This is a genomic window from Stenotrophomonas sp. Steno-C18, from assembly GCF_056393195.1.
Genome location: NZ_JBWJOX010000003.1, coordinates 62,953 through 79,095, shown reverse-complemented (window position 1 = coordinate 79,095; position 16,143 = coordinate 62,953). Strand labels below are relative to the sequence as shown.

Annotated in this window: 11 protein-coding genes; 8 read left to right on the top strand and 3 right to left on the bottom strand. The window is 67.0% G+C overall.

What is annotated here, in order from left to right:
- Positions 1–33 precede the first annotated feature (33 nt).
- The 8 genes from AC06FE_RS07655 (at position 34) to AC06FE_RS07620 (ending at position 10,331) form a co-directional block, all read left to right on the top strand.
- Entirely contained in the window at positions 34–960 is a 927-nt protein-coding gene (locus AC06FE_RS07655; protein WP_478072716.1) for a DUF58 domain-containing protein, read from the top strand.
- The gene (locus AC06FE_RS07650; protein WP_478072883.1) at positions 957–1,412 is read left to right on the top strand and encodes a DUF4381 domain-containing protein; all 456 of its coding nucleotides are present in this window, start codon (positions 957–959) and stop codon (positions 1,410–1,412) included. The genes AC06FE_RS07655 and AC06FE_RS07650 overlap by 4 nt, the downstream gene beginning before the upstream one ends.
- Positions 1,412–2,413, top strand: coding sequence for a vWA domain-containing protein (locus AC06FE_RS07645; RefSeq protein ID WP_478072715.1), 1,002 nt, complete (start codon positions 1,412–1,414; stop codon positions 2,411–2,413). The genes AC06FE_RS07650 and AC06FE_RS07645 overlap by 1 nt, the downstream gene beginning before the upstream one ends.
- Positions 2,410–4,308 carry a VWA domain-containing protein gene (locus AC06FE_RS07640; RefSeq protein ID WP_478072714.1) on the top strand — a complete coding sequence of 633 codons (1,899 nt, stop codon included), beginning with the start codon at positions 2,410–2,412 and terminating at the stop codon, positions 4,306–4,308. Before AC06FE_RS07645 ends, AC06FE_RS07640 begins: the two co-directional genes overlap by 4 nt.
- Before the next feature lie 35 nt (positions 4,309–4,343).
- Complete coding sequence (locus AC06FE_RS07635) at positions 4,344–5,987, top strand: BatD family protein (protein WP_478072713.1); 1,644 nt, start codon at positions 4,344–4,346, stop codon at positions 5,985–5,987.
- A 56-nt stretch (positions 5,988–6,043) separates the two neighbouring features.
- Positions 6,044–7,351 (top strand): dicarboxylate/amino acid:cation symporter, encoded by a 1,308-nt coding sequence (locus AC06FE_RS07630; RefSeq protein ID WP_478072712.1) that lies wholly within the window; start codon positions 6,044–6,046, stop codon positions 7,349–7,351.
- 171 nt (positions 7,352–7,522) lie between these two features.
- Positions 7,523–9,529: a transketolase gene (gene tkt / locus AC06FE_RS07625; RefSeq protein WP_478072711.1), complete on the top strand. Its 2,007-nt coding sequence runs from the start codon at positions 7,523–7,525 to the stop codon at positions 9,527–9,529.
- 406 nt (positions 9,530–9,935) lie between these two features.
- The gene (locus tag AC06FE_RS07620; protein WP_478072710.1) at positions 9,936–10,331 is read left to right on the top strand and encodes a hypothetical protein; all 396 of its coding nucleotides are present in this window, start codon (positions 9,936–9,938) and stop codon (positions 10,329–10,331) included.
- A gap of 55 nt (positions 10,332–10,386) precedes the next feature.
- On the opposite strand, the gene AC06FE_RS07615 is transcribed toward AC06FE_RS07620, so the two are convergent.
- The 3 genes from AC06FE_RS07615 to AC06FE_RS07605 form a co-directional block, all read right to left on the bottom strand.
- The gene (locus tag AC06FE_RS07615; RefSeq protein ID WP_478072709.1) at positions 10,387–11,790 is read right to left on the bottom strand and encodes an HlyD family type I secretion periplasmic adaptor subunit; all 1,404 of its coding nucleotides are present in this window, start codon (positions 11,788–11,790) and stop codon (positions 10,387–10,389) included.
- Positions 11,791–11,800: 10 nt separating this feature from the next.
- Positions 11,801–13,930, bottom strand: coding sequence for a type I secretion system permease/ATPase (locus AC06FE_RS07610; protein ID WP_478072707.1), 2,130 nt, complete (start codon positions 13,928–13,930; stop codon positions 11,801–11,803).
- A 186-nt stretch (positions 13,931–14,116) separates the two neighbouring features.
- Positions 14,117–15,847, bottom strand: a complete 1,731-nt coding sequence (locus tag AC06FE_RS07605) for a M10 family metallopeptidase C-terminal domain-containing protein (protein ID WP_478072706.1) — start codon at positions 15,845–15,847, stop codon at positions 14,117–14,119.
- Positions 15,848–16,143 lie beyond the last annotated feature (296 nt).

Here is a 16,143-nt window from a genome sequence, read left to right as displayed (position 1 = left end):
CCATGGTCCGGGCATCCTGAGCGGGGGCGGACGATGAGCGCTCCGGCGAGGGAATCCACACGGGAGCCGGCGATTGGCGCCGGCCTGCGCCCGACGCTGCCGGAGCTGATCGCCCTGCGCCAGGCCGGCGTGCAGGGGCGGCAGGCGCGGCGCGGTCGCTATGCGGTCAGCGGCCGCGCGGCATCGAGCATGCGTGGGCGTGGCATGGAATACGCCGAGTCGCGCGAGTACGTGGCCGGAGACGATGCCCGTCATATCGACTGGAAGCTGACCGCGCGCACCGATGCCACCCATACCAAGACGTTCCAGACCGAGCGCGAACGGGTGACGTTGGTGATCGCCGATACGTCGGCGGCCTTGTATTTCGGTACCCGCGTGCGCTTCAAGTCGGTGCAGGCGGCGCGTGCCGGCGCGGTCGCGGCGTGGTCGGCCATGCGCGACGGTGACCGGCTTGCAGCGTTGCGTGGTGCCCGGCAGCAACCCCTGGTTCCGCCCGCCGGTGGTACGCGCGGTGTGTTGCGCGTGCTGGATGCGCTGGTGCGCTGGTACGCCGAGCCGCCCGCCGACGACGCGGGGCTGCAATTGGCGTTGGAGCGCGCCGCGCGCGTCCTGCACCCGGGGGCACGGGCCGTCGTCCTGGCTGACCCGGCAAGCGCCCTGGCGGTCCCGGCAGCGGTATGGTCGGCGCTGTCGATGCACGTGGAGGTCCAGTTGATCCTGTTGGTGGACCGACTCGAAACCGATCCGCCCCATTGCCTGTTGCCGGTCGCGACGCCGGCGGGACGGATGCGTTTCGACCTGGCTGCCGAAGGCGTGCGCCAGTCGTGGCATGAGGCGTTGGTCGGGCCGATGGAGACATTGCTGCGGCAGTTGCCGGGGCGACGCGTGCGGGTGACACCGCTGGCGTCGGACCAGGCCAGCGACGCATGGCTGGGTGCCAGCGCACAGGGGGCGTACTGATGGCCGCGAAACTGCCGTTGCGGGACGTGCATCTTCCCGCCGCGCCGTCCTGGTGGCCACTTCCACCGGGCTGGTGGATGGTCATTGGTGCGGTTCTGGTCGTGACCGTGGTCGTGGCCGGACTGTTGTGGCTGCGCCGTCGCCGCCGCCGGCGCTGGCTGGCCCTGTTCGACGGACAGGTCGCCGCCGCGCTGGAGGGGCCGGTACGCCTGGCGGCGATATCGGACCTGTTGCGCCGGGCCGCGCGCCGCGCGGATGCCCGTGCCGCACAGTTGCAGGGCGAAGCCTGGCTGAGGTTCCTGGATGGCCGTCAGGGGCGGGAGTTCAGTGACGGCGAGGGCCGCCTCCTGCTGGAGGGGGCATACCGCCCGCAGGTGGACGTGCAGGGCGTGGAGCAGGTACGTGCCCTTGCCCGCGCGCGTTTCCTGGAACTGATGGAAGGGAAACGTTGATGCAGCAGTGGCTCGATCTGGTCGCCGGATGGTTGCCGCCGTTCGCCTGGCCCTGGCTTTGGCTAATGCTGCCCTTGCCGGTGCTGATGCGCTGGTGGCCGCTGCGCGACAGCCAGGCTCCTGCGTTGCGGGTGCCGTATGACCCTGCCCGGTTGCAGTTGCAGGCGTCCTCGTCCAGTGCCGGAGCGTGGTTTGCCGGCGTGCTGTTGTGGCTGGCATGGCTGTGCCTGTGTGCGGCTGCCGCGCGTCCGCAGCAGTTGGGTGAGCCGGTCGAGCCGCCGCGCGAGGGGCGGCAGATGATGTTGGCGGTGGACCTGTCCGGCAGCATGAGCGAAGCGGACATGCAACTGGGTGGGCGCGTGGTTGATCGTCTAACCGCCGCGAAGGCGGTGCTGGCCGACTTCCTGGACCGCCGCGAAGGTGACCGGATCGGCCTGGTGGTGTTCGGCCAGCAGGCCTATGCGTTGACGCCGCTGACGGCCGATCGTGCCACCGTGCGCGAGCAGCTGCGCGACAGCGTGGTCGGCCTGGCCGGTCGTGAGACGGCGCTGGGCGATGCGATCGGGCTGGCGGTCAAGCGCCTGCGCGAACAGCCCGAAGGACAGCGGGTATTGATCGTGCTGACCGATGGCGTCAACACCGCCGGCGTGCTCGAGCCGTTGAAGGCTGCCGAGCTGGCCAAGGCCGAAGGGGTCCGCGTCTACACGGTGGCGTTTGGTGGTACCGGCGGGATGTCGTTGTTCGGCGTGCAACTGGCCGGCGGCGACGACCAGGTCGATGAAGCCACCTTGACCCAGGTGGCGAGCGAAACCGGCGGCCGTTTCTTCCGCGCACGCGATACCGATGAACTGGCTGGCATCTATGCCGAACTGGACCGGTTGGAGCCGATCAAGAGCGTGGGCCCCGCGGTGCGCCCGCGCATCGAACGTTATCCGTGGCCGTTGGCCTGTGCGCTGGTGCTGGGCGTGTTGGGCCTGGCCTGGCGGGGGCTGCGCGCATGAACCTGCTCGACGCACTGCACTTCGTCCGCCCGGATTGGTTGTGGGCCCTGTTGTTGCTGCCACTGGCGATGCTGGCGCGATGGTACCGCCGCCGTCGCCACGCGCGTTGGCATGACGCCGTGGATCCACACCTGTTGCCGCATGTGACTACCGGCGGCAAGGCGCGGGGTGGCGGCTGGGGAACGCTGGCATTGCTGCTTGGGCTGTTGCTGGCAGTGCTGGCACTGGCAGGCCCGAGCTGGCGCCAGGTGGAACAGCCGCTGTGGGAATCGAAGACACCGCTGGTGATCCTGCTGGACCTGTCCAGCAGCATCCGCACGCCCGACCTGCCGCCCTCGCGCCTGTTGCAGGCGCGGGCCAAGCTGGCCACCCTGCTGCGTGAGCGCAAGGGAGGCGAGGTGGCGCTGGTGGCCTATGCATGGGAGCCGTTCACGGTGGCGCCGTTGACCGATGACGCTGCCAATGTCGCCCTGTTCCTGGACGCATTGACGCCGGAAGTGATGCCGGTGGATGGACAGAAGCTGGACAAGGCATTGGCCTGGGCCGGCACGTTGCTGAAGCAGTCCGGGGCCCACCAGGGCGACGTGCTGGTGCTCACCGATCATGCCGACGGCGCTGCGCTGGCCGCGGCAGCACCGCTGCGGGCGGCGGGGTATCGGGTGTCGGTACTGGGCCTGGGCAGCCTGCAGGGCGCGTCCTACCGTGACGTGCGCGGCGAGATCGAACACGCGCACCTGGAAGAGACCTCGCTGCATGCGTTGGCCGCCGCCGGTGGCGGCAGCTACCGGCGCATCGCGCCCACGGATGCGGACCTGCAGGCGTTGGATGTGTTGGAACCGCAGGTGGGCAAGGCCGAACGCGGGCAGGTGCCGCAGGGAACCTCCTGGCAGGACGAAGGCTACTGGTTGTTGCTGCCGCTGCTGGTGCTGGGGGCATTGGCATTCCGGCGTCCGCGACAGGGAGCTGCGGCGGTCGTGCTGTGCCTGCTGCTGCCGACGTTGCAGCCGGCGCATGCGGCCACGCCGGTACGCGCGGCCGTCGAGCCGGGCACCCTGTGGCAGCGTGCCGACCAGCGCCAGCACCAGCGCTTGAACGATGGCGTGGATGCCTATCGCGCAGGTGATTTCGGTACGGCGCAGAAGCGCTTCGAAGGCATCGATACCGACCAGGGGTGGTACAACCTGGGCAATGCGTTGGCCCGACAGGGCAAGTACGACGATGCAATCAAGGCCTATGACCGCGCCCTGCAGTTGCATCCGGGGATGCCGGATGCGGTGGCCAACCGCCAGGCGGTGGATGCAGCGCGCAAACGGCGTGGCCAGCAGGGTCAACAAGGCCAGCAGGGCAAGCCGAATCAACAGGACCGGCAAGGGCAGCAGCAATCCGGACAACAGCAGTCAGGACAACAACAGTCGGGGCAGCAGCAATCCGGGCAACAGCAGCAGGACAACCCCGGGCAGCAGCCGCGGCAGAATGGCAATGACCCTCGCTCACAACAGCAAGGGCAGGGGCGGCAATCACCGTCCGATCAACAACAGCCGCAGGATGGCTCCCGGCAGGGACAGCAGGGAAGGGACGGCCAGCAGCGGCGGGACCAGGGCGGCAGCGGTCAGGCGCAACCGCAGCAGCCGCTGGATGCGGAGAACGGCGGCGCGCAGCAGCAGGCCGATGCGGCGCAGCGCGAGCGCATGGCCCAGGCGATGCGCCAGCAGGCCGACGCTGCGCGTGAAGGTGAGCGTGCCGCCGCGGCGGCGCGCGCGGCGATGACGCCGGAGCAGCGCGAGCGCCAGCAGGCGCTGGACGCCTGGATGCAGCGCGTGCCGGATGAGCCGGGCAATCTGTTGAAGGCGAAATTCCAGCTCGAGTACGAGCGACGGATGCGGGAACAGCGATGAAGACGAAGATCGGGCGGCTCTGCTGCAGGGGTTGGATGGCACTGTGGCTGCTGCTCACGTGCATGGGCATGGCACAGGCACAGACCCGCGCCTGGCTGGACCGCGAAAGCATCAGCCTGGGGGAAACGGTCATCCTCAACATCGAGACCGACCAGTCCGGACAGCCGGACTACGGCCCGTTGCGGGCCGAGTTCGACCTGAGCCGGCAGAACACCAACCGCCAGATGCAGATGAGCAACGGAACGGTCAGCAGCAGTGCGTTGTTCTCGGTCGCGTTGTCGCCACGCCGCAATGGCGAGCTGCAGATCCCGGCGCTGCGGGTGGGCAATGCGCAGACCGCGCCATTGCGGCTGGTGGTCGCGCAGGCACCGCTGGCCACCCGTGACAGCAACGCGCTGGCCTTCGTCGAGACCACCGTGGACGACACCCAGCCCTACGTGCAGCAGACCGTGGGCGTGGTGGTGCGGCTGTACTTCGCCACGCAGCTGGCGTCCGGCGAGCTGGTACTCGACACCCCGGCCGGTGCCTCGTTGCAACGCGTGGGCGAGGATGCCACCTCCACCCGCGATATCGGCGGACGTCGCTACAACGTGGTCGAACGCCGCTTCATGCTGGTGCCCGAGCGCAGCGGGGCGTTGCAGGTGCCCGGCGCGCGCTTCAGCGGGCAGGGCGTGGGCGGGTTCTTCGATGATTTCCTCGGCCGCGACAGTGGCCAGCTCAGCGCACGTGCCCCGGACCAGACCCTGCAGGTCCGGGCGGTCCCGGCCAATGCATCGCAACCGTGGTTGCCGCTGAAGAGCCTGCAGCTGCGTTACACCACGGCACCCAACAGCGCTCGTACCGGTGAAGCGGCCAACATCGTGGTCGAGGCCACTGCTACCGGCGTGACCAAGGCGCAGTTCCCGGACCTGCCGGTGCCATCGCTGGGCGATGCCGCGCAGGTGTTCGCCGAGCCGCCGCAGTACGACGAGAGCTTCGTCGGCGGCAGCCCGCAGTTGAAGTTGACCCGCCGTTACTCGGTGGTGCCACAGCAGACCGGCCCGTTGACGGTGCCGGGCATCAGGCTGGGGTGGTGGGACGTGCGGGCCGGCCAGGCGCAGGTGACCGCGTTGCCGGACCTGCAGTTGCAGGTCGAGCAGGGCAGCGGTGGCGTGCAGCCCCCGCCGGTGGCGCAGGTGGCGGTCGGTTCGCCGGCGCTGAAGGGCACGGACCTGGCACTGGCGGCGGCCGGTCAGCGTGACTGGTTGTGGCCGGCGCTGGCGGCGGGTTTCGCGCTGCTGTGGCTGGTGACGCTGATCTGGGGGCTGTCGCGCCGTCGCGACGCACCGGCGCGGGAGCGGCGCCCGGGCGTGTCCGGAACGACCAGCACTGCCGCGCCCGCCTACAGCCAGGCCGACCTGCGGCGTGCGTTGGATGCCGGTGGCCTGGACGAAGTGGTGCAGATCCTCGCGGCGATGGCCGGTGTGCGGGACCTGGATGCGGTGCTGGCCCGCCTTGGCGACGCCGGGCAACGTCAGGCGCTGGAGCGGATGCAACGGGCGCGCTGGGCAGGCCAGGGCGATGTCAGCCAGGCCCGGGCACAGCTGCGCGAGGCCTTCCGTGCGGGACCGCGTTGGCGCGATGCCGGCAAAGTGGCGGAAAAACCGCTCCTGGACCCTCTCTATCCGGGACAAAGCTGAAAAGGCGCCGTGGAGGCGTCTGCTAAGCTGCTTCACTGACCAAGGGGAATCCGCGTATGACCAACCCAGCAACTGCCGGCAAGCTGCCGTTCCACTGGAAGATCGGGATTGGCTTCGGTGTTGGCCTGTTGTTGGGCCTGATCGTGCACCTGGTATCGCCGGGTGCGGAATGGGTGCATTGGGTGACCTCGTACCTCACCACGCCGGTGTCGGGCCTGTTCCTGAGCCTGATTTTCATGCTGATCGTGCCGCTGATCTTCTCGGCGCTGGTGATGGGCGTGTCCGAGATGGGCGACATCCGCTCGCTCGGCCGCATCGGCTGGAAGTCGCTGGCTTACACCATCGTGCTGTCGGGCCTGGCAGTGCTGATCGGCCTGGTGCTGGTCAACCTGCTCAAGCCTGGCGCCGGTGTCGATCCGAGCGTCGCCGCGCAGCTGCTGGCCGAGAACGCCGAGCGCAGCAAGGAGATCGTGGCCGGTGTCGGCTCCCAGCCCAAGGGCATGGAAATGCTGCTGTCGATCGTGCCGAACAACGTGCTGGAGGCCGCCTCCGACAACGGCAAGATCCTGTCGCTGATGTTCTTCGCGCTGATGCTGGGCGTGGGCATGGTGCTGTCGCCGGCGGAGAAGGTGGCAACGCTGCGCAAGGCGATCGAGGGCCTGTTCGAAATCTCGATGACCCTGATCAACCTGGTCATCCGCCTGGCCCCGTACGCGGTGGCCTGCTTCATGTTCAACCTGGCGGCCATCTTCGGCTTCGGCCTGCTGGTCAAGCTCGGGGCCTATGTGGGCGTGGTGGTGCTGGCGTTGGCCGTGCACATGTTCATCAGCTATGGCGTTGCGGTGAAGCTGGCCGGCCGTTCACCGATGGCGTTCTTCCGTGAAACCCAGGAAGCGACGCTGATGGCGTTCTCCACGGCCTCGTCCAATGCAACCCTGCCGACCGCGATGCGCGTGGCCGACCAGATGGGCCTGCCGCACAAGGTCTCGCGCTTCGTGCTGACCGTCGGTGCCACCGCCAACCAGAACGGTACGGCGCTGTTCGAGGGCGTGACGGTGATCTTCCTGGCGCAGTTCTTCGGCGTGGACCTGAGCATCGGCCAGCAGTTCATGGTGATGGTGGTCTGCATCCTGGGCGGCATCGGCACTGCCGGTGTGCCGTCCGGTTCGCTGCCGGTGGTGGCACTGATCTGTGCCATGGTCGGCGTCAACCCGGTCGGCATCGGCCTGATCCTGGGCGTGAACCACTTCCTGGACATGTGCCGCACCGCGCTCAACGTGACCGGCGACCTGGCCCTGACCACCCTGGTGGCGCGTGGCGAGAGCCAGGACGGGACCGAGCCGGCGCCGCCGCCGCAAGGCTGAGCGGGCACCCACGGTATCCAGGCGACGGCCATCCTGAACAGGGTGGCCGTCTTGCCATGGGCAGGTGCTTTGCGATGCGTGAAGGCAGGGAATGCGGCCTGATCCGGGCGGTGGCTTGTGGGACAATAGGCCGCCCGCAGTTCCGCGGGAGCCTCCCGATTCCGACGAACCATGACGCAGCCCACCCGCCGCCAGTTGGCGAATGCCATTCGTTTCCTCGCCGCCGATGCAGTCGAAGCCGCCAAGTCCGGTCACCCCGGCATGCCGATGGGCATGGCCGATATCGCCGAAGTGCTTTGGAACGACTATCTCCGCCACAACCCGAACAACCCGAAGTGGTTCAACCGTGACCGCTTCGTGCTGTCCAACGGCCACGGCTCGATGCTGCAGTACGCGCTGCTGCACCTGAGCGGCTACGACTTGCCGATCGAGCAGCTCAAGGCCTTCCGCCAGCTGGGCAGCAAGACCGCCGGCCACCCGGAGCGTCATGAAACCCCGGGCGTGGAAACCACCACCGGCCCGCTGGGCCAGGGTTTCGCCAATGCCGTGGGCTTCGCGCTGGCCGAGAAGCTGCTGGCGCAGCGCTACAACCGCCCGGAATTCGAAGTCGTCGACCACCGCACCTGGGTGTTCATGGGCGATGGCTGCCTGATGGAAGGCATCTCGCACGAAGCCGCGTCGCTGGCCGGCACCTGGGGCCTGGGCAAGCTGGTCTGCTTCTGGGACGACAACAACATCTCCATCGACGGTGAAGTGGAAGGCTGGTTCACCGACAACACCCCGGAACGTTTCGAGGCCTACGGCTGGAACGTGGTGCGCGACGTGGACGGCCACGATCCGGAAAGCATCAAGGCCGGTATCGATGCGGCGCTGTCGCAGTTCGACAAGCCGACCCTGATCTGCTGCAAGACCACCATTGGCTTCGGCTCGCCGAACAAGGCCGGCCAGGAATCCAGCCACGGCGCACCGCTGGGCAAGGACGAACTGGAAGCCACCCGCAAGGCACTGGACTGGCCGTATGGCCCGTTCGAAATCCCGGAAGCCATCTACGCCGGCTGGCGTGCAGGTGGCACCGGCACGCTGCGCCAGGCCGAGTGGGAACAGCTGTTCGACAAGTACGCCGCACAGTTCCCGGAACAGGCCGAAGAGCTGACCCGCCGTTCGCACGGCGAGCTGCCGGACGACTTCATCGCCAAGGCCGATGCCTACATCGCCCAGGTGCAGGCTGAAGCGCCGAACATCGCCTCGCGCAAGGCCTCGCAGAATGCGATCCAGGCCTTCGCGCCGCTGCTGCCGGAAATCATCGGTGGCTCGGCCGACCTAGCCGGTTCCAACCTGACCCTGTGGAAGGGCGCGCAGACCGTGGTCGGCGAAGACCCGCAGGCGAACTACGTGCACTACGGCGTGCGTGAGTTCGGCATGAGCGCCATCGCCAACGGTCTGGCCCTGCACGGCGGTTTCCTGCCGTTCGACGCCACCTTCCTGGTGTTCAGCGACTACGCCCGCAATGCGCTGCGCATGAGCGCGCTGATCCCGGCGCACGTCATCCACGTGTTCACCCACGACTCCATCGGCCTGGGCGAAGATGGCCCGACCCACCAGCCGGTCGAGCACGTGTCCTCGCTGCGTTACATCCCCAACAACGATGTGTGGCGCCCGTGCGACGCCGCTGAGTCCGCTGTCAGCTGGAAGGCGGCCATCGTGCGCAAGGACGGCCCGAGCTGCCTGATCTTCAGCCGCCAGAACCTGGCCCCGCAGCAGCGCAGTGCCGAGCAGGTCCAGCAGATCGAGCGGGGTGGCTACGTGCTCGCCGATGCTGCCGGTACCCCGGACGTGATCCTGATCGGCACCGGTTCGGAAGTGGGCCTGGCCATGGCCGCCAAGGCCGAGCTGGAAGCGGCCGGCCTCAAGGCCCGCGTGGTGTCGATGCCTTCGACCAACGTGTTCGACCGCCAGGACGCGGCCTACCGTGAATCGGTGCTGCCGAACGCGGTGCGCGCACGCGTGGCGGTGGAAGCCGGTGTCACCGGTTTCTGGCGCCAGTACGTGGGCCTGGACGGTGCGGTGGTTGGCCTGGATAGCTTCGGTGCCTCGGCCCCGGCGGACAAGCTGTACCAGCACTTCGGCATCACCGTCGACGCGGTGGTGGCCGCCGCCAAGGCGCAGGTCGCGAACTGAGCGACGCTGTAGCTGAGGTGGAGCAAAGGCCGGGGAAACCCGGCCTTTGCGTATCTGCAGCCCTGCAGCGTCACGCGCAGGGATGGCCGCGTACTTCCAAGCCTTCCTCCTTTGCGTCGTCGTTGCTTCCGCTGCCCCTGCAGGGGCAGCGGAAGCGCCCCACGAATCCTTCCGGAGAGTGAATGGCGCTCGGGGCCGCAGCAGGTGCAGGATCAAAGGCGGATAAATGGCAAGCGCGATGCGACGTGGTGGTGATGTGCTGCCTGCCGTGCCGATGCAATACGCAGACGTGGGGCCTGCCAGCCGCCTCCAGGCCACCTCGATCGCCTGGGCGACCGAGTGGCAGGGTGCGGCGACGGCAGGGGCCTGTCATGCTTGGCTTGGGCGATGACACGGACAACAACGCATGGATGACAAACGGAAGGAACTGGTGGGACGTACCAACATCGACCAACTGTTGGGACCCACCGCGCGCGAAATCGATCTGAACCAGCCGGTGCAGGCGCGTCAGGACGTGGCTGACGTACAGATACGTTCGACCACCGATCCGCTGCAGATCCATTTCGCCACCACCGACGTCATCGGCAAGTTGCAGGAGCCGGCCGCCAGCAGCCGCATGCGCGCGTTCGCCCTGGTGTTCATCGGTGGGCCGATGATCGTGTTTGGCCTGATGCTGATCGGCATGGCATGGAGCAGCGATGTCAGCTTGCTGCGGCGCCTGCTTGTCAGCGTGCTGGGTGGCGCGATGGCTGCGTTCTGGCCGTTCCTGATCTATCGCGGCAGGCGCCGCAGCAAGGGGTGAACCCTCCGGTGACGGGCGTGCTGGTGAGTTGGTGACCCCGTAGCTTCGATGCCGTTCAGCGCTCGCGCAGGCTTTCGCTGGCGTGCCGCTTGAACGGGCTGAGGAAGTAGTCGATCACCCGTTGCCGGTCGGTACGCACTTCGGCCCGGATGGACATGCCCGGTGCCAGCGGTACGTTCTCCTGGCCTACCCGCACGTGGCTTTCGTGCAGGGCGATGCGCAGGCTGTACAGCGGTCCCTGGCGGGCGTCGTCGATGGCATCGCGCGAGACGTTGAGCACGGTGCCGTGCAGGATGCCGTAGCGGGTGAAGTTGAAGGTCTCCACCTTCACCGACACCGCTTGGCCGGCACGCACGAAGCCGACGTCACGGTTATGCAGGCGCGCCTCGACTTCCAGCGGCTGGTTGCTGGGAACGATGACCATCAGGGGTTGTGCCGCGGTCACCACGCCGCCGGCGGTATGCACGGACAGTTGCTGCACGGTGCCGTCCACGGGGGCGGTCAGGCGGGTCAGCATGTCGCGCCGTTCGGCCTTGATCAGTTCCTGCTGCAAGGTGGTGGTGCGGCGCTCGTTCTGGTTCAGCAGGTCGTGCACGCTGCGACGGTACCGGGAGAGCGTGCCGCGGTGACGTTCAAGCGCCTCCTGGTGCGAGGCGCTGAGCTCGACGATATGGCTGCGGCGCTCGGCCAGCTGGCGCTCCTGCTCCAGTTGCTCCTGTTGCTTGCTCAGGTAGTGGTGCTTGGAGACCAGGCCTTCACCGGCAAGCTTGGCGTAGTCGGCGGTGATGCGCTGGGTCATGGGCAGCATCTGCGCCAGTGCATTGGCCGATACCTGCGCGGCGCGGATCTCCGCGCTGCGGCGGGTGATCACCGCTTCACTCTGGGCCAGCTCGCTGCGCAGTTCGTGGTACTGGCTCTGCAGCCAGGCATTGGCCGCCGAGCGTTGTTCCGGGCTTGCCTGCGGGAGCAGCGAGGTGATGTCGGTCGGTGGGTGCTGCTGGTCAATGGCTTCGAGCAGGATGCGTGCGCGTGCGGCGTCCAACTGCGCGTCATCGCGATCATTGCTGAGCCTATCCTTGTCGGCCGTGGTCTGGCTGGCATCGAGCTCGATCAGCACGTCGCCGGCCCGCACCGTCTGGCCGTCGTGGGCATGAATGGCTTTCACCACCGCCACTTCATGTGACTGGATGAGCTTGCTTTGGTCGCTGGAGACGATGCGGCCCTCGGCGATGGCCACCACGTCCAGGCGTGCGAGCATCGACCAGGCCAGGGCACTCAATGCGAAGGCCATGATCAGCCACTGGATGCAGCGCGGGGCGGGGTGGATCGGCATCTCCTGCAGGGCCTGGACGGCAGGAAGGAAAGCCAGGTCCGCCCGCTGGTTGCGCGCGTGGCGACGAGCCAGGAAGTGCTGCAGCAGAACATGCAGCCGGTGACGGAGGACGGTATACGGCTTCATGCTGCGCGGCTCATCCCTGCTGCATCCGGTGCAGCTGGGCGTAGCGGCTGTCCGGCCTGGCCAGCAGCTGCGCAGGGTTGCCGTGTTCGACCAGCCGCCCGCGTTCCAGGACGATGATGCGATCGGCATTGCGCACGGTCGACAGGCGATGGGCGATGATCAGCACGGTGCGGCCGGCGCAGATCTGGCGCATGTTTGCCTGGATCAGCCGTTCGGACTCGTAGTCCAGTGCGCTGGTGGCCTCATCGAAGATCAGGATGCGGGGATTGCGCAACAGGGCGCGGGCGATGGCCACGCGTTGGCGCTGGCCGCCGGACAACGAAGCACCTTGCTCGCCGACCACGGTGTCGTAGCCTTCGGGAAGGTCGAGGATGAAGTCATGCGCGCCGGCAAGTCGTGCCGCGTGGACGACGGTATCCAGTGATGCACCAGGGTCGGTCAGCGCGATGTTGTCGCGCACGCTGCGGTGGAACAGCATGTTTTCCTGGAGGACCACGCCCATCTGACGGCGCAGCGAGCTGGCCTCGGTCAAGGCCAGGTCAATGCCATCGACCGTGATGCGCCCCTGCTCCGGGACATGCAGGCGTTGCAGCAGGCGCGCCAGGGTGCTCTTGCCCGAGCCGGAGCTGCCGACGATGCCGATCACCTCGCCGGGGGCGACCTGCAGGCTGAAATCGTGCAATACGGCTGGACCATCGGGACGGTAGCGGAAATGCACCTGATGGAACTCAACGCCGCCACGCAGGGCCGGCAGCACGTTGCGCCCGGTCGCCGCCGATTCGGTGGGCGCGTCTAGGATGTCCCCCAGCCGTTGCATCGACAGACGGGTCTGCTGGAAGTTCGGCCAGAGTTGCGCCAGCCGCATGACCGGCTGGGCGATGCGCCCAGCGAGCATGTTGAAGGCGATCAGTTGGCCGACGGAGAGGTGGCCATCAATCACCTGCCGAGCGCCCAGCCACAGGGTCAGCACGGTCACCAGTTTGCCGATCAGGCCGGCCGATTCATTGGCCAGGGTCGAGAGCACCTGGGTCCGGAAGCTGGCGCCTACGTAGGCCGCCAGTTGCGTGTCCCAGCGGCGCCTGGCCTGGGGTTCGACGGCCAGTGCCTTGAGCGTGGTGATGCCGGTCAGGGATTCGACCAGGAACGCCTGGTTCTCCGCGCCGCGACCAAAGGTTTCATGCAGCTGCGTGCGCAGCAGCGGCGTGATGGCCAGCGCCAGCAGCAGGTAGAGTGGCAGTGATCCGATGACGACGAGCGTCAGGACAGGGCTGTACATCAACATGACCGCCAGGAAGACCGCACAGAACAGCACATCGATCACCAGGGTGATGCTGCTGCCGGTGAGGAAGCTGCGGATGTTCTCCAGCTCGCGCACCCGTGCCACCGAGTCACCGACCCGGCGTGCCTGGAAGTAGGCCAGCGGCAGATGGACGAGGTGCCGGTACAGGCGTGAGCCCAGCGTGACATCAATGCGGCTGGCGGTGTGCGCCGAGACATAGCCGCGCAGCCCGCTGAGCACGCTTTCGAACACCACCACCGCGAGCAGGCCGAACATCAGCACGTTGAGGGTGGACAGGCCCTGGTGCGCGAGCACCTTGTCCATCACCACCTGGAAGAACAGCGGTGTGATCAGCGCGAAGACCTGCAGGAACAGGCTGGCGGCAAGTACTTCGAGCAGGATACCGCGGTGCCTGTGCAGGGCAGGCAGGAACCAACGCAGGCCGAAGCGCTGCGTGACTCGGCCGTTGGCACCCCGGGGTTGCAGCAGGATCAAGGTGCCAGACCAGTACGTCCGCAGGGCTGCCAGTGGCATCACCTCCGGCTGCTCGGCTCCCGGGCGCTGGATCAGTACCTTGTCCTCGTCGGCGCGGGCGAGGATGAAGCATCCATGCCGGGCATCCATGCCGATCGCCGGAAGCGGCATGCGCGGCAATCGTTCGACGGGTACCGTGAGTCGCCGGGTGCGCATTCCCAGGGCGCGGGCAGCCTGCAGCAAGGCAGGCATGTCCAGCGGCGTATCTCCTTCGCCGAAGTCGTGGCGCAGCTGCTCGGCGTTTGCGGGGATCTGGTGAAACCTCGCCAGCGTCACCAGGCAGGCCAGGCCACTGTCGGACGGTGGAGCGGGGTGCGGCGGGGTCACATTGCCTTCCTGTCAGACGCATCATGGAGTTGCGCGGCTGCACGGTGGTGCGACGGACGCAGGGTCCGTGACACGACGGCTGTCGCGCATGTGATGCTGCCTTCCATGGATAAAGCGGCCGGGCAATGCCCGGCCATGGGAAGTGTCTGGACTACGGTTGAACAGTGATCGTCGTCGATGCGATGGTCAGGCCCAGGCGGCAGCCAGCACCGGTGCCAACGCCTGCTGCTGGTTCGCCGGGAGCGTGGTCTGGCCCAGGGGAGGGGGCGAGAACGCGGCCATGGCCTGCACCAGCCGGTCGATGCCGGCGATGTCGAGTACACGTCCGACGGAATCCTGCACCCGGTCAAGGATGGCGTCTTTCTGGGTGAAGTAGCTGGAAACCTTCACCGAGTCGTTGGTGCCGATGATCCGGATGGTCAGATTGTCGGTCCCACGGGCGCGTTCGAACCAGAGCTGATTGGCGGAGACATCCTTTCCGAAGCGGAGCGTATCCACATCGTCGGGATCGAACTCACCGGGCATGAGGGTATCCCTGCCGTCGCCACGATTGAAGATGAAGGTGTCGCTGCCGCGTCCTCCGTACAGCACGTCATTGCCCTTGCCGCCGATGAGGGTGTCATCGCCGTCATGGCCCATCAGGTAGTCCTTGGCCGATGTGCCAACGATGCTGTTGTCCAGCACGTTGCCGACGAAAGCGCGAGTAATGCCGGTATCGACCAGATGGAAATTCTCGACATTGGCGTATGCGCGCGCATTGCCATTGTCAGCGGTCGTGTAGAGCGTGTCGATGCCGCCGTTCACCTCTTCGATGACGACATCATTGATGTTGTCCACGTAGTAGACGTCATTGCCGGAACCGCCGACCATGCGGTCCGCGCCGGTGCCGCCATCCAGGATGTCGTTGCCGGCGCCGCCAGCCAACAGGTCATCTCCGTCATGGCCATACAGGGCATCATTGCCGTCACCGCCATGCAGCGCGTTGTTGGCGGCGTTGCCGTGGATCAGGTCGTCACCGCGCGTGCCGATCGCATTTTCGATGACGGTGCCATAGGCGATACCGATGCAGTCCTTACCGGTGTAGAGCAGGGGCGAGCTGACGCCGGCGGGCGTGGCGTAGGTGATGGAGCTGTAGCTGCCTTCGGCAAGGTTGATCTGCGCGCCCAGCGAGAACGCTGACAGGTCCAGCGTGTCGGTGCCGCCGCCGTCCCATAGTGTGGTGTAGAAACCGGCATCGGGGGTGAAGGCATAGACCGTGTCGGTATTGTTGTGCGTCATGTTGGCGCCGTACAGATACTGCAATGCGGCGATGTCGTAGATGCCAAGGTTATCGGTGCTGGCTCGTCCGATGTAGTTCCCGGCGGCATCCAGCATCACAGTGGGCCGGCCGCCGCTGTAGGACATGACGGGCTGCAGCGTAGTGAAGCCTGCGACTGGGAGGCCAGTGATATGCCCAGGGTGGTCCAGCCCGAGGACATGGCCCATTTCGTGCAGGGTGAATTCCATGTTGTAGCCGGTATGCCAGGAGGTCCAGACATCACCACCCCACGAGTGGCTGTAGGGGCCGTAGGCCCAGCCGCCCCCTGCATACTCACCAAAGGGGGCAGCATGGGCATTGAAACGGACCACCGCCTCTCCCTCGGTACGTTCATCCACATACTGGAAGTTGATGTCCAGGATGCTGCTGTAGATCGACATCGCCTGGTTGATGACCGCGATGTCGGCGGCGCGATCAATCGCGCGGAAGTAGGGCAGCTCGCCGCGGATGCCGTAGGGGTCGCTGGAGAAGACCGCATCGGCCTGGGTGATGGTCCAGGTAATGGTGCGGCTCGCGTCCAGGCTCCACTGACGGTAGGAAATGAGCGTGTCGATAGCGTTGATGCCGGATGCGACGGTCTTCTCGATGCCGAGGGACATGGCGGATCTCCTTGCGTGATATGCGCCTTCATCGCGCCCCGCAGGCGCAGGGCGGGATGAGGGCCTGCGGATTGCCGGCGACCTGCATGCCCGGGTGTCGGGTCACGATGAGGTGGGCATGGGGCGTCCGGTACAGATGAGGCCACCGACGGGGCGGCGCCACGACCTCCATGGAATGCCTGCGGGCATGCCAATGCCATGGGAAACGTCTGGAATGGCCTGTCCCGGGACGATGGTGTTGCGCTTCAGCTCACCGGGATGCCGGCAGCGACGGTAATCCCCCGACGGTACCGCGT